Origin of the sequence: Spirosoma sp. (assembly GCF_026391055.1) — a bacterium.
Lineage (GTDB): Bacteria > Bacteroidota > Bacteroidia > Cytophagales > Spirosomataceae > Spirosoma.
Map to the genome: position 1 here is coordinate 151,236 of NZ_JAPLET010000010.1, position 22,725 is coordinate 173,960.

Genomic DNA, 22,725 nt, shown 5'->3' on the forward strand with positions numbered 1-22,725 from the left:
ACTAAAATAACCGCCAACCCGCAATCTGCTCAAAAAAGCTGGGCAGCACTTCGGGGTACACAATAATCATAAAGACAACTCCGAATAAGGCACCGTAAAAGTGAGCATCATGATTGACATTGCCCGCGCCACGCCGTGACTCATAGTATGAATAAGCCAGATACAGGGCACCAAAAATAAACCCTGGAATACCAATCGGAATGAAGTACAGGTAGATTGGTGTTAAAGGCCGGAACAGGATAGCCGCGAAAATAACCGCCGATACGCCCCCCGATGCTCCCAGCGAGTTATAGCCAGGATCGTTTCGGTGTTTTAGAAAACTAGGGATATCTGATACCAGGATAGCCACCAAATAAAAGCCAATAAGATAAGGCCCTCCGCTCCCTTCAAACAGCATGGTAAACACCTGTTCAATAAAGCCGCCAAAGAAGTATAGACTGAGCATGTTGAAGAACAGATGCCCCCAGTCGGCATGTAGAAAACCAGATGTAATCAGGCGGTAGTACTGCCCACGACTCGACACCTGATAGGGATTCATAATCCACTGATTCATCAGGCTGTAATTGTTCCAGGCGGCTACACTGATAATAACCGTGACAACAATGATTATTAAGGTAATGCTCATGAGTTGGATATAGGATGTAGTATGTATGGTGTATGATGTACGAAATGGCTGACGCGAAAGCAACACACCCTATATCTTACATCGCTCTTTCTAGCTTTCCCGTTCAACTAACTGGCGGGCAAATTGAATCAATAACCCCTTCCGCTCGGGCCGGGCATTGATCTGATCGAAATTCGCAAACCCGCGTGCGAAATACTCATTGATTCGCAACTCTGTCAGCTCCCGAATACCCAACTGGTCATAAATGGTGGTAACCGCCTTTACTTTTTCGGCTTTATCGAACTTGGTACGGGTGAGCCAGTCGATTAATTCATCCCGCAGAGGCCCTTTAGCCTGCGCCAGTGCTTCGATGAGTAAAAACGTTTTTTTGTTGGCAATAATGTCTCCGCCTACTTGTTTGCCAAACTTGGCCGGGTCGCCGTATACGTCCAGTAAGTCATCTTTTAACTGAAAGCCAACGCCAATGTTCATGCCGCCTTCGTAGAGGTGTAAGGTAGTTTCTTCATCGGCGCCACCAATCAACCCGCCCAGTTCCAGGGCATACCCCAGTAAAACGGATGTTTTAAGGCGAATCATGTCAATATATTCGGCTTCGGAAACGTCCCAGCGTGTTTCAAAATTCATGTCCATCTGCTGCCCTTCGCAGACCTCAGCGGCTGTACGGCTAAATCGGGCTAGCGCAACAGCCAGCTTATCCGCTTCGACATTGAGCATAAGCTGGTACGCATTAACAAGCATAACATCTCCCGACAGAATGGCAATGTTACCGTTCCATTTTTCATGCACGGTCGGCTGTCCCCGGCGTAGCGGAGCCTGGTCCATAATATCGTCGTGCATGAGCGTAAAGTTGTGAAAAACCTCGACGCCCAACGCGGGGCGAACGGCCTTTCGCCAGTCATCCGTAAAGAGATAAGCGCCCATCAGCGTCAACAGGGGGCGCATCCGCTTACCTCCCAAGCTCATTATATAGCGAATAGGATTGTAAAGTTCGGGCGGGTTTTGCCCGTATTGTATAGACTGAAGTTCTTCTTGAAGTGCATTAATGAATATAGCAGGACTCATTCGTCAGGGTTACGTTTCGGCCAAAATTACAGCAAAAGACCTCAAAACCCTAACGGTGAAATATCCGTCGATAATTCCGGTAAGAAGGCGTATTAATCATATAAATAAGCCTTGCCGATAAGATAAAATAACCATCACGCCGTTGACTGTTACCACGTTGGGCTCCTGGCGCATTTGGCTTCAGGCCCAGCTCAAGACGCCTGTCCGACAAGGCTGCGGCAAAGGGGTCCATCTTGGTCAGGTCGGGATATACCGTACTCACATCGTCCAGGTAGTCGCTGAAAACGTGGGTATAGGTAGCCTCCAGGTTCCACCTGAACCGCTCCGTTGCATGAATGGGCACGCCGAGTCCATAACGCAAAATGAAGGGTAGCCGGTTGTACTTTACGCCTTCGGTCTGTAAGGGAGCCAGACTAACGAGCTGACGGCTAAACACTGCTCTGGGGGTCATATAGGTAAGTCCGGTACCAGCCAGTGCGTAGGGGATAATGACATGATTCTGGTCGCTGGCGGGCCAGAAATCCCATTGCACACCTGCCCATATATCGGGGTTTATACTGAGAAACGAAAGGTTATTATACTCCAGATGGGTGTTCTCGTGCGTACCGCGTATGTAGTAGATCTGTACCTCGGCCCGAAGCGTTAGCTGGGGAGAGTACCGATAGGCTATAGCCCCATTTATGGCTGCCCCTAACCGCAGATAACCCAGGTTACCCGCTTCAGTTAAATCGCCCAGGTAATGGGTAACCCCCAAACCGCCGTTAAGAAGCCAGGTGCCGGGGCGCTCCCGCCAGATTTCGGAACGTTGCGCCAGTGCCCCTGACGAATAGCCGATACAGCCAAGTAAACTAAACCAATACCACAAATAGCGCACAGGGGTAAATCAGTATGATAAACCCCTGTGACGAATGATTAAAGAGAAGGTAACCGGACCTTACTTACAGCTCGCCAATATCCTCATTCCAGAGGGCTGGCTTCTCGGCAATAAACTGGTTCATCATGTCGACGCATTCGGGCAGGTCGAGGTCAATGACTTCGACGCCATGCTGCTCCATAAATTCCCGCGCCCCCGGAAACGTACGCGACTCACCAACGATTACTTTGGGTATTTTGAACTGCACAATAGTTCCGGCACACATATAGCAGGGCATTAGTGTCGAATAAATAACGGTGTTGCGGAATGATCCTACCCGTCCGGCATTATTCAGGCAATCCATCTCGCCGTGCAGAATTGGGTTGTTTTCCTGCACGCGCTTGTTGTGGCCCGACGCCACCAGTTCGCCATTTTTGATCAGAGCTGACCCAATAGGAATACCCCCTTCGCTCAAACTTTTGCGGGCCTGATTAATAGCCTCCTGCATAAATTCATCCATATCCTTCCAGTTTAGCCTATAACAATTTCATGGTCTCATAATCCCCAACATGCTGTAAATACAAAAAATGCAGCAACAGACCATTGACGTTGGTAATGAGCGTATGGGCTTCAGGCAACGTAGCCACCACGCTCGTAATTCGCTCAAACTCCGACTGATTACCCATGTTCTGCAAGTGAAACGCCATGATTTCATCGCGGGTCATTTCTTTTTCCAAATAGAAAAAGTGCATCCCTTCATCGCTGGTGCCGGTGCTGGGGTGCCACACCCTCGGGTTAAGCTTCGTCAACTCACTGGCCGCGACGGTCAGACCGATTTCTTCGCCGAGTTCGCGGGCAGCTACTTCGTCGGGGGCGTCGCTGGCATCGACCATACCGGCGGGGTGTTCGTAGGTTTGTGAGCCATCGGCTATGCGTCGCTGCTTGACCAGCACCACGAATTTCTGACGCGTTTCTTTTTCGATCAGGCACACCAATACCGAAACAGCGTGGCCTTTCAGGAAGAGCGCGGGTGGGATTTTGTCGCCTTCGGGCGTATCGGCGTCCACTTCCAGCATGGCGAACAGGACTTCACCATTATGTCGGTAGCGGATGTAAAAGTCTTTTACGTTATTAATCTTCAAGCCATTGGTTTCGGCCTGGCTCTTCCAGTAGCGGAACTTGGGCGCATCCTCAAGCGACTCTTTGTGGTTTTTCATACCGCTAGTTATGTATAAAACGGCTTCGGCGTTTTAACTTTTTCAATAAAGTGTCTGGTGCCCACCGTCCTGGTCGGTCGTTTATGTACTAATTTATCCCCCAACCGGGACGCGATCGGCACTACAAAAAAAACGTCTTTAACCTGATGCCTGTCAGGTTAAAGACGTAACGAGGGAATAGCGGTGTTGGTTACGAAGAAATACTTACTTGAACTTCAACTTAACTACCCCGTTTTTGATAACGATCTGGTCCTGTTTGTCCTGTTCTTTATAGCCGTTTCCTTCCGGGTCGATGGCCGAATCGTAGCCGGAGGCTTTGGTAATAGCTTTATCTTCCATTTTGTTGATTAGCCGTCCCATGCCGCCAAATACGGTCGCCGTCCCTTTTTCTTTCCAGTAACTTCCAACGAGGTTCGTCGAGAAGGTTGCTTCCAGAAATCCATCGGCGCCCATTTTTACGTCAATCGTTTCATCGCCGTTCTGCGATTTACCAACGTGGTATTCCATACGAGGTTCGCGGGTTTCCTCCACATATTTAATGGCCGCAATGCCCTTGTACTTCCCCAAATCCTCTACCTTTTTCTTATTCTCTTTGGTGTCAGGCTTATCGGCATCGACAACGAGGTAGGTACCGGTTTCGATGATTTCACGCTTGTCGTAGCTACCCAGCCAGATCCGCAGCGATTTATCAGGTTTGACGGTATTCGCCGTTATCCACCAGAAATTACCGATTCTGACCCGGCGGGGTTGAGTAGTAAATTCCTTTCCGTCGATCTCTGCTTTAAGTGTGTTATCGTTGGCAATTTGCCCGAATGAAACCGTTGTGACGAGAAGTAAGGCAAGTATAAGAAGCTGTCTGTTCATCGGATTAAGTTGAGTTGTTAATTGGCTATGAACAAATTAACTTAATCCGATGACCGACAAATCGTTTCTTTGAGTAACCGGTTTCTTTTTGATTTGACCGGTTCACATACGTTTATTTTTGGGTGATTGCCTGGGCCTCAGGACCTACGTACCGTTCGAAGAACTCATAAATCCGCAGCAGCCGGTCAATCCGTTGCCGAACGTTACCCGACCGGCTTAGTTCGTGCGTAGCACCCGGCATACGGACGTACTCGACCGGGCGACCTAATATTTTCAGGCTTTTATACATCATCTCGCTCTGAATTGGCCCGGTGCGGAGGTCGTTTTCCCCGTGTTTGATGAGCAAAGGCGTTTTGATATTCTGGACGAAGGTATAGGGCGAGTTGGCATCCAGTACTTTAGCCTCTGCCGACCAGGGATAGGCAAAATAGTTGGGAATCAGCCGCCAGGCATTACCCTCCCCCAAAAAAGTAGTCAAATCATACACCCCGCGCTGAGCAAAAGCGGCTTTGAACCGGTTGTCGTGGCCCACAATCCAGGCTGTCAGGTAACCAGCATACGAACCACCCGTAATTACCTGCCGACTGGTATCGACCCAGCTTTCTTTAGCGGCATCGGTAACGGCAGCCAGCACATCTTCGGCCGGGCCAGTGCCCCAATCCTTGATGTTGGCCCGCTGGAAATTGATACCGTACCCTCCTGATCCGCGCGGATTGGCGTACACAACGCCGTACCCCTGCGAACACATGTACTGAAACTCATGCCACATAGACGGCTCACCCGGTCCCCACATGGCCGTTGGGCCACCGTGCATGTTGAGCAACAGCGGGTACTTTTTATTACCCTCGAAGAACGACGGCTTCATGATCCAGTAATCGACCGTTTGGCCGAGCGAGTTTTTGTACGTGCGCTTTTCCGGTGTACTCAACTGCCGCTGCGCTACCCAGTCGTTATGGTTACTGAGTTTAGTCTGTGTTTTGGCGGCTGCATCGGTCAGGTATAGTTCCGACGGATTTGCAACTTCCGTTTTTGCGAGTACCACGCGGTTACCGCTCACGTCGAAGCTGGTGACGCCAGCCGTGAAATCGGTTAGCTGCGTGACCTGCTTCGTAGCGGGGTCGAGCCGGTACAGGGGTGAACCGCCGTTTGCCGATGCATTGAAATAAATGACATAACCGGCGGCTCCTTTCTTCCCTTTTGCCGAAGCCGGTGCAGTTGTCCAGGCCATGCTGCTGGGTGCCCGGTCGAAGGTGACGAGTTCAACACCCGATACCAAAGTACCATTGAGCGTCGCCAGACCAAGCTGGGGGAAATTCACACCTTCTGATGAGGATACCATGAACACCAGTTGCTTCCCATCGGGCGATACACTGGGGGAGCGATAGCTTTTACCAGCTTCTGATAGAATAGCCTTTTGCGTACCCGACCCATCGGCGGGAATGTAAACGATCCTGTTATCCTGCTCGCGGTCGGGGTGTTTGAGCGAATCGCGGTCGGTAACGACCAGCAGCCCCTGTCCGTTTGGCAGCCAGTTACCGCCCTGATACGAATAAAAACCGCGTGTTAGGGCTTTGGGCGTAGCTCCTTCCTTTACATCAACTACATACATGTGCGTAAACGACATCTCGGGCTCCGTAGTAGCTTCGCCCTGGAAGTTGAGCCGGTTAAACACTTTCGCTTTCTTATCGTCAACATCTTTTTCCAGATACGCCCGCACCTCGGCCAGCGATCCATCCGGATTAGGCTTTATTTTCTTATCGCTCTTGATAAAGCTATTGTTCGCAAAGCCAGGCTTCTCCAGCGACCAGAGGGGCGTGTTTTTGCCGGGGTTCACTAGCGAATCGGTTAACATCTGAGCCATTGTAATACCCGATGTAAACGAAATCCGGCTTCCATCCGGCGACCAGAGGGGCGTAGATGCTCCGTAGGTCGTGTTGGTAAGCTGCCAGGCTTCTCCCCCATCCAGCGGCATAATAAAAATCTGGCCTTTTCCTTTCACCGTCCGCACGAAGGCAATCCGTTGTCCATCGGGCGACCAGACCGCCTGCCGGGCCGACTCGGGGCCGCGGGTCAGAGCTTTGCTATCGCCGGGCTTCAGACCCGTTAAATAAACATGGGTCTTGTACTCGTATTCTTCTTTATTGTCCGGGTTCGGTTCAATCGTGGCGAGGGCGTACACAGCTCGTTGCCCATCGGGCGACAACGAAATCCCACCAACCTGTTTAATACGGGTCAGGTCGGTAACCGTAACTTTTGATTTTTGCTGGGCACATACCGTCTGCGCCACAAGGGTAACAAGCAGTAAAAACGTTGCTTTCATGAAGTGTTGGTTGTATTTGGTTGTTGGTAAACGTGTTATGTACCTACGGACCGGGCCGCGTAGGTACATTAGGTTATTAAGCCAGGAGCGGCAAATACCGCTCTTTAATGACATTAACGTGGTGCGTGGCATGTCCAACCAGTACGAAACCCAGAGCGATGGCGGAGATAGGCTGATCAGAACAGGTTCCGGAACGCAGCAGCATGTCGTGGTCGAAGCTCTTGAACATGGCGATGTTGGACTGCCTTACAAGGCTGTATTCCTCGTATAAGTCGGGGATGGTTCGGTTAATACCGTTGGCATTTTCACCAAACATTACCTCATCGAAGCCGGGTAAAGGTGTTTTGTCATTGCGGGCGATACGCATAGCCCGGTAGCTCATAATGCGTTCGGTATCAATGATGTGCTGTAGAATATCTTTTACCGTCCATTTTTCGGGTGCGTAGCGGAGATCGCCCAGTTTTTCGAGCGTTTCGGCGGGGATTAGGTTTTCGAAGGATGCGCCCTGAGTGAGGGCATCGAGAAGGAGCCAGTCATTGTCGGCCAGATTGATATACCGGTCGAAGAATTTTGGCATCACGGGAATGTCGGACTTCGTCATTAGCAGGTCGTATAAAGGCAAAACACAAACTCCCCGAAAGTACTGAACTTTCGGGGAGTTTGTGCGGCCTGAAATGCCAATAGCGCAATAATTCTCTATTTTTTTACTGGTTTGGGCTTGGCTGTTACCGGCGTACCCGTCAGCTCGTTCACCAACCGATCCGCTCTATAAATATACCGCATAGCCGCAATGATGCCGCCTGTATGCACCGAAATGGTTCGGTTACGGTCGGGGACGAAGATGAACTCGCCGGGCAGACTTTCCATGTTTCCGTCGAAGGCCAGCCCAACGGCTTCGAGGTTTTTATTGATCATCGGACTCCCCGAATTACCGCCAATAATGTCGTTGGTCGAGATGAAGCACATGGGTTGTTTTAGTAATTCCATAGGCGGATTTTTCCAGCGGGCAGGCAAATTCCAGGGGGCTTTATCAGCGAAGGAATAATTGCGGTCATACAAGCCCGCGAAGGTTGTCAGGATAGGCGCTTTCGTGCCATTGTAATCATAAGACTGCACTACACCGTCGTTGATCCGCAGCGAGAAGGTCGCATCCGGCGGTACGGCTGTTCCATACACATCATAGAGCATTCGGCCCAACTGCCCGCGAAGTACTTCCTGTTTCTGCGAAATCTGACGGGCCTGACGGGCGGCTGACAAGTAGCGGGGAAACCCAATCCGGGCGAGTGCCAGCATTGGGTCGTTGGAAGCCGCTGCCGCATTGGGTCGGGTCGATAGCTCACTCACGAAGGCTGGATCGGTCAATTTTGTATTTTTCACAAGGTACGCTGCAGCCTCTTTGGGGGTTAGCCGCTTGCCATTGGCACCGGTTAAGGCAGCTTTCACATACGGATCGTCATTTCCTAAACCAAGCTGTGCTTCGGTCAGGTGAGCCGCCAGATACGCTTCTTCCAGCGTCATACTTTTCACCTCTGGCGTAACCATCAGCGAGCGGGCCCGTTCGGCATCCTGCGGGCGGGTAGCCAGCAACTCACTGAACTGGGTAACAACATTGGCGAAGGTCAGCAGCTCACCCATAGTGCGCTCGCTGGGTCCGAGATAGTTCGCGTCTTTGAACAGACTCCGTAGCTGCGCGGTATTGGCAGCCAGTTCATCCCAGGTTTTCAGTTGATCGGTGGGCAGGTTTTTAGCTTTAGCTGCTGCTTTGAACTGATTCTCAAATACCACCTTACGGGCCAGTAAACTGGCATCGCGCAGCCCTTCGAGCTGACCGCCGTAGGCTTTCAGGCTGTTTTCATAACTGAAAATTTCGTTCAGCACGCTATCATTCTTTGCCGTAACATTATAAGCCTGTAAGGCCACCGATCGGTTTTGGATCATTTGAATGGTAGCCGGCGTTTGCAAATCCCGATCAAACTCAAGTTCGGCAACTGTTTTGAGCCGCTCGGTGTGGCCAGGATTTCCAATCACAAAAATGGGCTCGCCATCTCGGACACCGTTTGTATTGAACTTAAAAAAATGGGTTGTCTGCAAGGGCTTTCCGCCGTCATATACCCGAAAAAACGAGCAGTCGAGGGCATAACGCGGATAGGTAAAATTGTCGTAATCGCCCCCGAAGAAACCAAGCTGTAACTCAGGCATAAACACCAGCCGCACATCGGTGTAGCGTTTGAATCCATACAACGCATAGCGCCCTCCGTTATAAAACGTGATGGTTTGCAGTTCGAGTCCTTTCCAGCCTTCTTTAGTACCATACTCCTGTTTTATGACCGAGAACGCCTGTTCACGGGCCTGTAACTGCGCCTGTTCGGAGGTTGCGCCACTCATAGCATCCTGCACCTGTTTAGTAATATCCTGAAGCTTCACCAGTTGATCAACAAACAGGCCATCCACTTTCCGCTCTTCGGCAGGTGTTTTGGCAAAGAATCCGGTTGCGTTCAGGTCTTCGCCTTTTCGGGTCACGCCTGTACCCGACTCACGGGCGCAATGGTGGTTGGTCATTACCAGCCCATTGGCCGACACAAACGACGCTGAGCAGTAGTCAGCGAATCGCAGCGAAGCTAGCCGCGCTTCGTCGAACCACTTTTCATCGGCAGTAAAGTTGTAGGTCTTCTTAAAATACGCGGAGGGTGGACTATCGAAAGTCCACATTTTGCCCAGGTCGAGCGGCCCGCCTTTAGTTGAATCGCCAAGCGTTGAAGATCCGGCCGTTAACGGCACGGATTGGGTAAAAGCCGGGCTAGCCGTTAACAGGGCACAGCAGGTAATTTTCAGCAGAGCAGAATGAAGCTTGATACTATACATTAGCGATGAGGATGGTACTGTTCGATACTAAAACGTGAATTTAGGCTAAACCTTTTAGTATTGACCCGATGCCACATTCTGTTTCAGCCGTGTTTTTGTAAAAGGTAACCTCTACTGGCCGACGTGGCTTTGAATCTGGTTGCTGGCGCGGGTATTTACTGCGTCAGCCAGACCACACTCACCAAACTTTAACCGAAGCTTAACCACCTCATTTTAATCAAACGATCAGCCAGCTTATCTAACTATCGAATTGCTCAAAAACACAGTTCGCCGGTTATGAAAACCTCAAAATTGCCTGAATTTATAGTGGCTTTGCTGCTACTCATATCTGTTACCAGCTGTGGACCAACCTATTACACAGGCCGATCAGTCAATACCTATGGCCGTCGGCATTATGGGCCACCACCTCGCCCATATGGAGGTAACCGAGGCTATAGATATGAGAACTATGGCCACCGCGGTTGGTAAATAACCCCATAAGTCAGAAACTGCTCACAAATCTATGAGCAGTTTCTGCATGTATACTGCCTTCAGGAACTCCTCAAGCGGTTTTACGCTTCATCTATCGAGGTACTTACCTCTTACCACCGTTCTTGTCATACACTATGAAGCAGACACGTTTACTTGTGCCTTTCGTATTTTATTGCCTAACTCAAACCACCTTCGCGCAGCAGTCCAGCCAACCATTTGAAGCAAGCAAACAATCGGGTAGCTTTTACTTTACCTGGGGCTACAATCGGGAATGGTACACTACCAGCACCATTCACTTTCGAAACACAACGACCGATAATTACGACTTTACGTTCATCAACGCAAAAGCCCATGATCGGCCCGACCTACACGACTTTTATAAGATCGATAACCTGACGGTGCCACAATACGACATGAACGCGGGTTATTTTTTCAACGATAAGCACGATTTGGGTATTGAACTAAGCTGGGATCACCTTAAGTACATTGTCACAGATAATCAGGTTATCCACGTACAGGGACAGATAAGGGGACATCAGATTGACAAGGACACGCTGGTAACACCAGACTTCGTACACCTTCAGCACACCAACGGCAATAACTACCTGATGCTTAACCTAATCAAGCGCAAAAAGCTATGGCATGCCAAAAACCTTGACTTAACTGCTATTGGCAAAGTGGGCGGAGGACCGCTCATCTCTTACACGATTTCGGCTATACTAGGCAACGATCAGGAAGGCCCTTTTCATTATCACGGTATGGTAGCCGCCTTGAGCGCCGGACTTAGACTGGATATTCTCAGGTACTTCTTTTTACAATCGGACTTTCAGGGGGCCTGGGCCGATTACACCAACACGCGGCTGGGGGGCGATCAACAGGGGCTGGCCACGCACCATTTCTACTCACTTCAATACAAATACCAGTTTGGCTTTAATTACCCGATCAATCGGCGGTAACGGATGGGATGAGGGGTCGGCTAGACAGTGATCTCTGTCAAATTATGTCCTTAGCGTAGGTGAATCCTTAGCAATGTTTTTAATTTCTTCAATTATTAAACTGCTTTGCCAATCCAGTCAGGGTGTTGTTTTCATCGATTGCGTCGTGTGGAATCAGTACATACTGCCACGGTCTACTTCCATTTCGTAGAGCGTACATATCCAGCGGATAACTTACTCCAAACATGGTTAAGCATCTATACATGAATAAACTGACCAATTGGCCGTTGGTGAACAAGGAGCACACAGAGTTACAATTTTTCACTCTGTATGCTCCCTGCTTTTGTGGGCAACAGCTAAATTTTACTCACTCTGGGCCATAATCTCCTGCCCTACTTTATCATCCTTGCGAATAAACGGCCGAATAATGATCCGGGTGCCGCGCTCGTAGGTGAACAGACGGTACACCCAGTTGCTGAACACGACCAGCTTGCTTCGGAAGCCAACAAGATACCAGATGTGGACGAACAGCCAGGCCATCCAGGCGACAAAGCCACCCAGATGAATATTTCCCGGCAGATCGGCCACGGCGCGGCTACGGCCTACAATGGCCAGCGATCCTTTATCGAAATACTTGAACGGCTCGGTCGGTTCGTTCTTTAACAAGCGACGAATATTTTTGGCCAGATGTTCACCCTGCTGAATAGCGGGCTGCGCCACGCCCGGATGCCCTTTCGGATAATCCTCCAGTTTCATGAGGGCAATATCACCGATAGCAAACACATTGGTCAAACCCTGCACCCGGTTGATGGGGTCTACCAGAATTCGGCCACGCTCAACTGATTCGGCCGGGATACCCTCGATCAGCGCACCAGTTACGCCAGCACCCCAGACCAAGGTTTGGGTTCGTATCTGTTCACCGCCTTTAAACGTGACCGTTTCGCCATCGTAGCCCTCCACCAGCGTGTTTAGTTTGATGATAACGCCCAGGTCTTCGAGATAGCGCTGGGCTTTTTTACCAGCCTCCTCCGACATGGGCGGAAGCACTTTACCCACCCCTTCTACAATGTAAATCTTCATCTGGCTGAAATCCAGACCTGGATAATCGCTGGGGAGTACGTGTTTGCGCATCTCGGCCAGCGAACCGGCCATTTCGACGCCCGTTGGACCGGCTCCGGCAATGACGAACGTCAATAAACTCTCCCGTTCGGCGGGGTCAGTCGTAACGCTGGCTTGTTCAAAACATTGCAAAAACTGACTCCGTACGTTGAGGGCTTCCGGGACGGTTTTCAGTGGAAATGAATATTTCTGGATATCCTTATTGCCAAAAAAGTTGGATTTCGTTCCACTGGCAATCACCAGATAATCGTAGTGTAAATCGCCGATCAGCGTGGTTACTGTTTTGGTGGCTGGATCTATCTTGTTGACCCGCACCATCCGATAATGAAAATCTTCGAAGCCATCGAACATCTTCCGAAATGGCTCGGCAATGGCGTCTGGCTCCAGCCCGGCGGTGGCTACCTGATACAGCAATGGCCAGAAGCCATTATAATTTTGTTTGTCCAGCAACACTACCTGCACATCGGTATTGCGGAGGCTTTTGGCCAGGTTCATGCCACCAAATCCACCGCCGATAATAACGACCCTTGGTTTGGTTGTATCCGGTATATTGAGCGAAAGTTTATCGAATTGAAGCATAGTCGTCGGGTGTTCAGCACGCGGTTCTTTTCTGGGTATAGTACCTTGTAATCAGACCTTTTGTTTAAACCGACGAATGAATTTGAGCAATTGATCATTAGCTTCGTCGTTTCGTTATAAGTCACCCCGGAAAAGTAACTGCAGCCGCAACGTTTTATGAGTTTTCTATCTATAGAACAAAACCAATACGCTCTTTAGTTTGTCCGCTTACCCATGCGCATCCGAGTACAGGCACTCTTCTTCTATCTTCTGTTTATCAACAGTTTACATGCTCAGCCAAACCACCGCGTTACGGTCAGCGGCTACGTACGCGAAGCTGGAAGTCTGGAAGCCTTGATTGGCGTAAACGTGTATTTGCCCGGCACCACGACCGGTACAACGACCAACACCTACGGTTTTTATTCACTTACTCTGCCCGCTCAGGATACCCTGCATCTGGCCTATTCCTTCGTTGGGTACGAAACCCATGAACGGGCCATTACTTTCCGCAAAAACCAGACGATCAATGTACTTCTATTGCCCGGCCAGGCCCTGACGGAGGTCGATGTAAAAGCGGGGCGTCTGACCGAAAAAGTTAGCGAAAGCGCTCAGATGAGTACAATTGATGTGCCCGTAAGCCAGATCAAAAAGATACCGGCCTTTCTGGGCGAGAAAGACGTGCTGAAAGTGCTGCAACTGATGCCCGGCGTGCAGAAGGGGTCGGAAGGGCAGACGGGTATTTACGTGCGTGGTGGTGGCCCGGACCAGAACCTCATCATTCTGGACGATGCCGTGGTGTATAACGCCAATCACCTGTTCGGGTTCTTCTCGGTCTTTAACGGCGACGCTATAAAAAGTGTCGAGCTGATAAAAGGTGGGTTTCCGGCGCGATACGGCGGGCGGCTTTCGTCGGTGATCGACCTGAACATGAAAGACGGCAACCGCGAGAAACTTCATGGCGAAGGCGGTATCGGCCTTATTGCGTCCCGGCTTATGCTCGAAGGTCCGTTGACAAAGAATAAGAAAGCGTCTTTTCTGGTCTCCGGCCGACGAACCTATCTGGATGTAGTGGCAGCTCCGTTGGTACGGCAACAATCGGGTGGAACACTCACGGCAGGTTACTATTTCTACGACCTTAACGCCAAAGCCAACTATGACTTCAGCCCGACGAACAAGCTTTACCTGAGCGGGTACTTTGGCCGGGACAGGTTTTATGCCAATGATAACTCGCTGAACACCGCTACTGGCCTAACCTGGGGCAATGCCACCGGTACCCTCCGCTGGAATCACCTGTTCAACCAAAAACTGTTCTCGAACCTATCCCTAATCTTCAGCGATTACAAATTTCAGATTTCATCGGTCGAGAAAGGAACGCAGGATGCGCAGACCTATTCGCTTTATTATGACTCGGGAATTCGAGATGTATCGCTGAAGTACGATATGGATTATTACCCGACGCCACGACACTCGGTCCGGATGGGCATACAGAGTACCTATCATCGCTTTACGCCCAGCGCCGTTGTCTTGCAAAACGCTCTTATCAATCAGTCGATCAACAATGTCGATAACATTAATGTGCTGGAATCGGGCATCTACGCCGAGGACACCTGGCGCCCATCGAGCCGGTGGCGCGTGAACGGCGGGCTGCGGCTGAGTTATTTCCAGCAGAAAGACGCGAGCTATTTCCGGCCCGAACCCCGGCTATCGGCGGCTTTCACCCTGAAGCCCGATTTGTCGGTCAAGGCTTCGTACGCCATGATGAATCAGTATGTACACTTGCTGTCGAACACGGGCATCGGCCTCCCCACCGACTTGTGGGTGCCTACTACAGACCGGGTTAAACCGCAGCAATCGCAGCAGGTGGCGATTGGTATCGCAAAAGACTTCTCGACCGGAAGCGCATTCATCAGGGGCCTTACGTTAACCGTGGAAGGCTATTACAAAACGATGAGCAACATTATTAACTACAAGGAGGGAGCCAGCTTTTTGCTCATCAACGACCCAACAGCCGCCAACAGCGTGCGCTGGGAAGATAATGTAACCGCAGGCCGGGGCTGGTCGTACGGAGCCGAGTTTCTGTTACAGAAAAAAGCCGGACGCTTCTCGGGCTGGGCGGGCTATACCCTTTCCTGGACACAGTGGCAATTTGCCGAACTCAACGGTGGCCAGCCCTACTACCCACGCTACGACCGCCGACATGATATTTCGCTGGTGGGCATTTATGAACTGAATAAACGGATTACCCTATCGGCGGTTTGGGTTTACGGGACAGGCAATGCCCTGACCGTTCCGGTTGGCCGCTTTGACACCTACCGCCCCAGCAACACCCTCATCTACGGCGGCACGTCCACCATTGTTCAGCAGTATTTCCAAAACGCCCGTACCAATGACGACTACGGCATGCAAAAAAACAGTTTCCGGGCCGAAGCGTATCATCGCTTTGATTTCGGGATTCAGTTTCACAAGAAGAAAAAGCATCACGAACGGACTTGGGAGTTCAGCGCCTACAACCTGTATAATCGTCGAAATCCCTTTTTTTACCGGCTCGAATCGGTAGCTGCAACAACAACGGAGCCCGCTCGAACGGCCTTGTTTCGTTACTCGGTATTTCCAATCGTACCGGCGGTCAGCTATACTATTAAATTCTGATGCGTATGAACTCCCCTACTCCAACTGGCTACTCTGCGCTGTTTACGCTCCTGGCGGTCATCGGAATGCTTGCGGGATGCAGCAGTCTGCGGAACGAAGTAGATCCCAGTCAATTAGGATTTGCCGCGTCCAAACTGGTTGTTGCCGGTTATTTGTCGCCACAGGACACTGATCTGGCCGTGAAAGTGACGCGCTCAAAAACCGTTGTTAGTGATGACAGCCTCGATACGGGGGGTAGTGACGTTACCGATGCGACTGTCACCCTTACCGAAGGCAATCGGTCAATTACCCTGCGCTACAACAGACCCAACTCCCCCATCGACTCTCTGAAACAGCCCTACTACAGCGCCAGTGCCCGGCTGTTGCCCATTGTTGCGGGCCGAACTTATACGCTTACCGTAGTGACGCCTAAGGGGGAGCGGGCAACAAGCTCTTGTACCATACCGGCTCCCGTGCGTCCAACGGCCGTTACATTCGATTCGACGACCGAAAATCAGGGGCGCTCGCTGCTTCGGCGGTATTATGTACTCGCCCGCTGGCAAGACCCACCGGCACAGGCTAACTACTATCAGGTGACGGGCTTTTTTCAGTACACGACCAAGTGTGACTCCTGCGGGACCAGCCAGGTGGGGGCTACCCAACTGTCTATTTCCGATAATAACCGGGGCCTGGTTTCCGACGCGGGTGTAGATGGCACCCAGATGGGTTCCGGGAAGGCTTATCTATTGTCGACCCCTTTCACCAGCAATGAGCTAACGAATTTCTACGGTCAATATTGGAACGCTACGGTTACCGTAAACCTGATGAGTGTTGACCGTGCGTATTACCAGTTTCAGGAAGCAGTTATCCGCCAACGGCGCGTCCGGAACAACCCCTTCGCCGAACCCGTCCTTATTCCGAGCAATATCGAAGGCGGTCTGGGTTGTTTTGCCGGGTATAATAACGCTACCTTGACATTGAAGTTGAAGTAATATAGTGTACTACGTGAAATGGGTGGAGTATGTACAGTAGGTTGATTACTACTGTACATACTCCACCCATTTCACGTAGTACACTAAAAACAAACTAGACGTTTTGTTCGGCGCTGTTTATAATTTCGGTTTGCTTCCGAATCGACTCCATGTGGATAATCTTGTAGATTTCTTCCACCAGTTCGGGGTACAGATTCAGTTTTTTACCGAGTTCGGTACGTGTCTTCAGAATTTCTTTCCAACGCTCAGGTTGGAACAGCGTTACGTTATTGTCGCGCTTGTACTCGGCCAGACGCTCAACGAGCGCCATCCGGGCACCGAGCATTTCAACAATCTGCCGGTCTACGTTATCGATATTACGACGCGATTGTTCCACAAAGCTCTGGAATTCCAGGTTTTGCGATTCAACCTGACGAATTTGCAGGTGGTCGAGCATTTCGCCGAAAGCGGCTGGGGTTAGCTGTTGAGCGGCATCGCTCCACGCTTTGTCCGGGTCGATATGCGACTCAACGATCAGACCGTCGTAGTTCAGATCCATAGCCATCTGAGCCAGTTCGTTCAGGTAGGCACGCTTACCCGCCATGTGGCTGGGGTCACCAATGATGGGCAACTGAGGGAAGATTGACTTCAGTTCAATCGCCATTTGCCACATCGGAATATTACGGTACTTGCTGGCCTCACCCGTAGCAAAGCCACGGTGGATAGCGCCCAGCTTTTTGATACCCGCTCCTGCCAGACGCTCAAAAGCACCTACCCAAAGAGCCAGATCAGGGTTTACCGGGTTTTTCACCAGTACAGGCACATCAACGCCACGCAGGGCATCCGCAATCTCCTGTACGTTAAACGGGTTAACGGTCGTACGGGCACCTACCCACAGAATATCAACACCATATTTAAGCGCCAGTTCGATGTGCTCGGGGGTAGCGACTTCCACAGCAAACGGGAGACCCGTTTCTGCTTTGGCACGCTGAATCCAGGGCAGAGCGGCTTCGCCCATGCCTTCAAAACTACCGGGCCGGGTGCGGGGCTTCCACACGCCCGCACGGATAACGTGAACCGCATTCAGCGCCTTCAACTGGCGGGCGGTTTCCACTAACTGATCTTCGGTCTCAGCACTGCATGGACCGGCAATGATCAGGGGTTTGCCGTTGGTATCAATCCACGATCCAAGCGGCTCTACGGCTAATTCTACTTTCATACTAAACGCTTAATCTAAGAGTAACACCTACTACTCTATGGGGAACTTTAAATTTAATTTTGTGGTATATTTGCAGGAGGAATTGGCTGTCTTTCAAGCCGGTTCCTTCATTTGTCTAAACGCTTTTTAGTTTGTCGAACCAAGCCGTGTTGGCGCATTAACTGTTTGACCGAAATTTCGTCATATATTTCGGTCGTGTTAGCTGACACGCACTTAAGCTATGCTAGTAGCACCGCCCAAACGGAGCACTGATATGTCGAACCGAAGTAATCTAATGCCGGAGACTGTCCAGGGCCTTAAAGACATTAAGCCGGATTCGGCCTCAACGTCGGACCTTCGCCCCCTTTCATTTGAGGACACTTCGATTGCTTTTTCGTCCCAGTCGGATTTCAAACTTCGAAAGACCTACTGGTTATTTGCGTTGATGAATAAGGGATGGCTGGTAAATTTAGGGACTTTTTTTATAAAGATCGCCCTGCGCCTGCGTCTCCCGATCAAATTCCTCATTAAAAACACGATTTTCGAACAATTTTGTGGTGGCGAAAGCATTCAGGACTCGGAGAAAACCATCCGCCACCTGCACGATGTTCACGTTGGCACGATCCTCGACTATTCTATTGAAGGTGAGGAGACTGAAAAAAGTTTCGATGAAACAACGCTCGAAATTTTACGCACGATAGAACGAGCCAGTGAATCCAGTGATATCCCCTTTTCTGTTTTCAAGGTGACGGGGGTCGCTTCTACCGAGTTGCTCGAAGCAATTCAGATCGGCGACTCCCTCAACAAGGAGCAAAAGGCCGAATTTGATCGCGTTATGAAGCGGGTCGATACCCTCTGCCGACGAGCCCACGACCGAAACGTGCGCATTTTTATCGACGCCGAAGAGAGCTGGATTCAGGATACGATTGACACGCTGGCCTATGAGATGATGAATCGCTACAACCATGAGCGGCCCATCGTCTATAATACGTACCAGATGTATCGCTGGGAAAGCCTTGCTCACCTCCGGCGCGACACCGCCGAAGCACAGGCGAAAGGGTATTACCTCGGCGTGAAGCTGGTTCGGGGCGCTTATCTGGAGAAGGAGCGGCTCCGGGCTCATGAAGAGGAATACCAGGACCCGATTCAGGCGACCAAAGAAGATACCGATATTGCGTTTAATGAAGCTATCGAATTTTGTCTGCAAAACCGCGACACGATCTCGATCTGCTTAGGAACGCACAACGAGGAAAGCTGCCTGTACTGCGTTGAGTTGATGAAGCAGCTGGGTATTGCCCCCGGCGACCTGCATATTTACTTTGCTCAACTGCTGGGCATGAGCGATAACATCTCGTACAACCTTGCCAATGCAGGCTATAACGTGGCAAAATACGTACCTTACGGACCCGTAGAAGCCGTTATGCCTTATCTGTTCCGACGAGCAGACGAGAACAAGTCGATTGCGGGTCAGAGTAGCCGGGAGTTTACGCTGGTTAGTAATGAGTTAAAACGCCGTAAAGGCTGTCGTCAATAATAGAGTACTTCAGGCGCAGCAAGGCTCCGGCCGATTGGTCGGGCCCTTGCTGTATTTTTTAACATGATTCAGAAAAGCCCCTATAAGTTTTTTCTGCTAACGCTGCTGCTGATTTTGCTGGATCAGGGCGTGAAGCTGGCCGTACATTTTTATATGGCCCCCGGCTTTGCGGGGCAAGTCAAACTCGCTGGCGACTGGCTTAAGCTCCATTATGTGCTGAACCCCGGTATGGCATTTGGTATGCAGTTGGGGCACGAATACGGTAAACTGCTGCTAAGCATTTTTCGATTGTTCGCTATGGTAGGGATTGGCTATTATTTAGTTAATCTGGCTCATAGGGGAGCGCCTAATGGACTACTCTGGGCTATGGCCATGATTCTGGCCGGGGCTGTAGGCAATGTGATCGACAGTACGTTTTATGGCGTTTTTCTGAATAATGCCCCTTATGGATCACCCACCCCCTGGTTTCATGGGCAGGTGATCGACATGATTTTTATCGATGTTTGGGAAGGATTTATTCCTGAATGGGTTCCGGTATGGGGTGGTCAATATTATTCAACACCCATCTTTAATATTGCTGATTCCTGCATTTTCGTGGGCGTCTGTATCATTCTCTTCTTCCAGCGCCGTTTCTTTGGTGAACCACCCATCGAAGACAGCCTGTTACCTGCTTCCGGCCCCGACGCGACCAATGCAGCCGTATTGCCCGCATCGGAATTACTCGATCAAAACGAACACCCTGCCACTCAGGAGCCCGGTGACGACGTAATTGAAACAACGGACGAAAATTCCCAACAGCCTACTCCCGAATCGGCAGTGACCGAAGAGGAAACTAAACGGCTTGAATAACACGAATAAAGGAGTCTTGGAAAAATGGGTACCTAAAAAGATTTTAGGTACCCATTTTTCTAAGACTCCTTCGCTGTTTGTCATTGTCTGTGAGTGACTAAGTCATGGCGTTATTGGGTCTTAGACCAGTGTAGTTAACTAGTTTCGGCACACCGGTCAGAGACCGGACAACACCCGAACATAGTCATGGAGTATGCCCAGCGCCCTTCTGACTGACTATACTTTCCCTCGGTCAATATTCTGATCACGTTAAAATCGAAGCGACGTTGTTAGCCTGATGGCTACATACCATCACTCGGGCGACCTCGTCCACGTTATATCAAAAAGCCCCCTCAGGTAGTGCTGAGGGGGCTTTTGACAAATGAACTCTTCGACTGAGGTATTCCTTATTTGCTACCACCAGCCTGACCGCTCGACAACAGGTTGAAGAACTGATCAAGTTTTGGAGTAATGATAATTTCCGTACGACGGTTCTGCTGACGACCAACAGACGTTGTGTTATCATCTTTGGGTGCGAACTCCGACCGGCCACCGGCTGTCAGACGCTCGGGAGCAACACCAAATTTAGCCTGCAACGTACGAACAACCGATGTAGCACGCAGAGCGCTCAAGTCCCAGTTGTCTTTGATAGCTGGCGTAGAAATAGGGACAGCGTCCGTATGACCTTCAACCAGGATATCCAGATCTTTGTGGTCATTTACTACTTTAGCTACTTTACCCAGTACCGTCTCTGCTCGCGGTGTGATGTCATAGCTACCCGACTTAAACAGCAGCTTATCCGAGATCGACACATACACAACTCCTTTCTTCACTTCTACCTGTACGTCCTGGTCGTTGATATCGTCCAGCGAACGCTTCAAGCTCATTACCAGGGCCAGATTCAACGAATCTTTACGCTGAATGGTCGAGTTCAGGTTGTTTGTGTACTTCGTTTGCTCGTTCAGGGTTTCGAGCGATTTCCGAATGCTTTCAGCACCCGACTTACTCACAATCGACAAATCGGACATCCGGTCAAGGAGGTTGATGTTTGTCTTTTTGAGGTAGTCGATTTGAGCCTGAAGATCACCTACCTGCTTGTCTTTTCCCTGCAAGTCAGTGTCTTTAGCCGACAGTTGTGAACGAAGAGTAGCCGTACGCTGGTCGCAGTCATTCAATGAAGCTACTGCCTTGTCACGGGCATCCTGCAACGCCTTAATCTCGGCCAGACGCTTCTTGCTGTTACAGGAAGCCAACATAGTTACGGCCGCAAAAATTATCAATACTCGTTTCATAGTACTGGAGGTGTTAACGAAAAGTTAGGTTTAAACGATAAATGCGTGAAATGAACGGCTTTAATCGTTTTACAAAAGTAATGCATTACAGCCATTCGTTTTTAATGCAACCTTCATCTAAAACAATTCTGTCCATATTATTTCTTTTTCGGACCCTTAAAATAAAAAAAAAGGCCATTCAAGTGATACCGTAGCTCAATTGGTATCGGTAGTTTACATTCTATCACTGCTTATTAAAAAGATTCATCCTTGATTTTATGAACAAATTACTCGCTGGCATCCTGGTTATCATTGGTCTCACAGCACAGGCTCAATCGACAAAAGAGATTATGTATGTTGGTACCTACTCCGTTCGGGGGAGCGAAGGCATTTATGTATTCGAGTTCGATCGAAAAGCTGGTACCATGCAACCCATTCAGTCGATCTCGAACGGCAAAAGTCCGTCTTTTCTGGCCATTCACCCCTCCGGAAAATACCTTTACTCGGTCAATGAAGGGGCCGATAAACTCGGGGGCGTCAGCGCGTATACTATTGACAAGGCAACGGGCAAACTAACGTATATGAACGCACAATCGACGCTCGGCGCCGGTCCCTGCCATGTTAGCGTAGACCAGACGGGCAAAACGGCCTTTGTCTCCAACTATGGTGGCGGCAGTCTGGCCGTGCTCCCGATCAACGCCGACGGGTCACTGGCCGCTCCTTCCGATAGCGTTCAGGATGCAGGCACCGGCCCAAACAAGGCACGGCAGGATAAAGCACATGTGCACTCGGCCACACTGGCTCCCGACAATCGGTTTGTATATGTAGCAGACCTGACCACCGATAAAGTCAATATCTTCGATGTCGATACGAAGTCGAGTACGGTTAAACCGGCCGCTACGCCCTACGCCAGTGTGAAACCGGGCTCAGGGCCGCGCCATTTTACGTTTCACCCGAATGGCAAGTACGCTTACCTGGTCGAAGAGCTGACCTCTACGGTAGCTGTGTTTTCCCGAAACCCCAAAACCGGGGCGTTGACACTGCTCGACGATAACATCAAAACCCTGCCCGATGACTTCTCGGGGCAGAATACCAGTGCCGATATCCACGTCGATCCGTCGGGCAAGTTCCTGTATTTCTCTAACCGGGGTGCCAATACGCTGGCGATATTTTCCATCGGCAACGACGGACGGCTTACTAAAGTGGGGGACCAATCCACCGAAGGTAAAACACCTCGTAACTTCCTGATCGACCCCAAAGGCGATTTTGTCTTTGTAGCACATCAGGATACGGACAACATCACCATATTTAAGCGGGACAAAAAAACGGGGCTGCTGACCTACACGGGGCAATCGGTAAAGGTCCCGGCGGCCGTCTGCATTTTGATGGCTACCCGCTAAACAACACGC

18 protein-coding genes are annotated in these 22,725 nt (G+C 50.4%); 6 read left to right on the forward strand and 12 right to left on the reverse strand.

Going from position 1 to position 22,725, the window contains the following annotated elements; translation table 11 throughout:
- Window position 1: 1 nt before the first annotated feature.
- The 9 genes from NT073_RS03000 to NT073_RS03040 all read right to left on the reverse strand — a co-directional run bounded on the left by NT073_RS03000 (window position 2) and on the right by NT073_RS03040 (window position 9,803).
- Complete coding sequence (locus NT073_RS03000) at window positions 2–625, reverse strand: rhomboid family intramembrane serine protease (RefSeq protein WP_297368548.1); 624 nt, start codon at window positions 623–625, stop codon at window positions 2–4.
- Between the two features lie 90 nt (window positions 626–715).
- The gene (locus NT073_RS03005; RefSeq protein WP_297368550.1) at window positions 716–1,687 is read right to left on the reverse strand and encodes a polyprenyl synthetase family protein; all 972 of its coding nucleotides are present in this window, start codon (window positions 1,685–1,687) and stop codon (window positions 716–718) included.
- A 49-nt stretch (window positions 1,688–1,736) separates the two neighbouring features.
- On the reverse strand, window positions 1,737–2,561 hold the full coding sequence (locus tag NT073_RS03010; protein ID WP_297368553.1) for a hypothetical protein: 825 nt from the start codon (window positions 2,559–2,561) through the stop codon (window positions 1,737–1,739).
- A 64-nt stretch (window positions 2,562–2,625) separates the two neighbouring features.
- A complete protein-coding gene (locus NT073_RS03015) occupies window positions 2,626–3,060 on the reverse strand; it encodes a nucleoside deaminase (RefSeq protein WP_297368557.1) in 435 nt (144 codons plus the stop codon).
- Between the two features lie 16 nt (window positions 3,061–3,076).
- Complete coding sequence (locus tag NT073_RS03020) at window positions 3,077–3,757, reverse strand: NUDIX hydrolase (protein ID WP_297368566.1); 681 nt, start codon at window positions 3,755–3,757, stop codon at window positions 3,077–3,079.
- Between the two features lie 204 nt (window positions 3,758–3,961).
- Window positions 3,962–4,621, reverse strand: a complete 660-nt coding sequence (locus NT073_RS03025; RefSeq protein WP_297368569.1) for a hypothetical protein — start codon at window positions 4,619–4,621, stop codon at window positions 3,962–3,964.
- A gap of 112 nt (window positions 4,622–4,733) precedes the next feature.
- Complete coding sequence (locus tag NT073_RS03030; protein WP_297368572.1) at window positions 4,734–6,941, reverse strand: S9 family peptidase; 2,208 nt, start codon at window positions 6,939–6,941, stop codon at window positions 4,734–4,736.
- A 76-nt stretch (window positions 6,942–7,017) separates the two neighbouring features.
- A complete protein-coding gene (locus NT073_RS03035) occupies window positions 7,018–7,542 on the reverse strand; it encodes a DinB family protein (protein WP_297368575.1) in 525 nt (174 codons plus the stop codon).
- 95 nt (window positions 7,543–7,637) lie between these two features.
- Window positions 7,638–9,803, reverse strand: coding sequence for a S46 family peptidase (locus tag NT073_RS03040; RefSeq protein WP_297368578.1), 2,166 nt, complete (start codon window positions 9,801–9,803; stop codon window positions 7,638–7,640).
- Window positions 9,804–10,408: 605 nt separating this feature from the next.
- Here NT073_RS03040 and NT073_RS03045 point away from each other — a divergent pair.
- A complete protein-coding gene (locus NT073_RS03045) occupies window positions 10,409–11,230 on the forward strand; it encodes a hypothetical protein (protein WP_297368581.1) in 822 nt (273 codons plus the stop codon).
- A gap of 342 nt (window positions 11,231–11,572) precedes the next feature.
- On the opposite strand, the gene NT073_RS03050 is transcribed toward NT073_RS03045, so the two are convergent.
- The gene (locus tag NT073_RS03050; protein WP_297368584.1) at window positions 11,573–12,907 is read right to left on the reverse strand and encodes an NAD(P)/FAD-dependent oxidoreductase; all 1,335 of its coding nucleotides are present in this window, start codon (window positions 12,905–12,907) and stop codon (window positions 11,573–11,575) included.
- Between the two features lie 213 nt (window positions 12,908–13,120).
- On the opposite strand from NT073_RS03050, the gene NT073_RS03055 reads away from it, so the two are divergent.
- Window positions 13,121–15,535, forward strand: a complete 2,415-nt coding sequence (locus NT073_RS03055) for a TonB-dependent receptor (RefSeq protein WP_297368587.1) — start codon at window positions 13,121–13,123, stop codon at window positions 15,533–15,535.
- A 5-nt stretch (window positions 15,536–15,540) separates the two neighbouring features.
- A complete protein-coding gene (locus NT073_RS03060) occupies window positions 15,541–16,506 on the forward strand; it encodes a DUF4249 domain-containing protein (RefSeq protein WP_297368590.1) in 966 nt (321 codons plus the stop codon).
- 94 nt (window positions 16,507–16,600) lie between these two features.
- Here NT073_RS03060 and NT073_RS03065 read toward each other — a convergent pair whose 3' ends face one another.
- Entirely contained in the window at window positions 16,601–17,704 is a 1,104-nt protein-coding gene (locus tag NT073_RS03065) for a chorismate mutase (protein WP_297368593.1), read from the reverse strand.
- 274 nt (window positions 17,705–17,978) lie between these two features.
- Here NT073_RS03065 and NT073_RS03070 point away from each other — a divergent pair, with 274 nt between their 5' ends.
- Both NT073_RS03070 and NT073_RS03075 read left to right on the forward strand, forming a co-directional pair.
- Window positions 17,979–19,217, forward strand: coding sequence for a proline dehydrogenase family protein (locus NT073_RS03070; protein WP_297369141.1), 1,239 nt, complete (start codon window positions 17,979–17,981; stop codon window positions 19,215–19,217).
- 63 nt (window positions 19,218–19,280) lie between these two features.
- A complete protein-coding gene (locus NT073_RS03075; protein WP_297368595.1) occupies window positions 19,281–20,066 on the forward strand; it encodes a lipoprotein signal peptidase in 786 nt (261 codons plus the stop codon).
- A 386-nt stretch (window positions 20,067–20,452) separates the two neighbouring features.
- Here NT073_RS03075 and NT073_RS03080 read toward each other — a convergent pair whose 3' ends face one another.
- Window positions 20,453–21,337 (reverse strand): OmpA family protein, encoded by an 885-nt coding sequence (locus tag NT073_RS03080; protein WP_297368600.1) that lies wholly within the window; start codon window positions 21,335–21,337, stop codon window positions 20,453–20,455.
- A 257-nt stretch (window positions 21,338–21,594) separates the two neighbouring features.
- Between NT073_RS03080 and NT073_RS03085 the strand changes: the two genes are divergently transcribed.
- Complete coding sequence (locus NT073_RS03085) at window positions 21,595–22,716, forward strand: lactonase family protein (RefSeq protein WP_297368603.1); 1,122 nt, start codon at window positions 21,595–21,597, stop codon at window positions 22,714–22,716.
- Window positions 22,717–22,725: the final 9 nt, after the last annotated feature.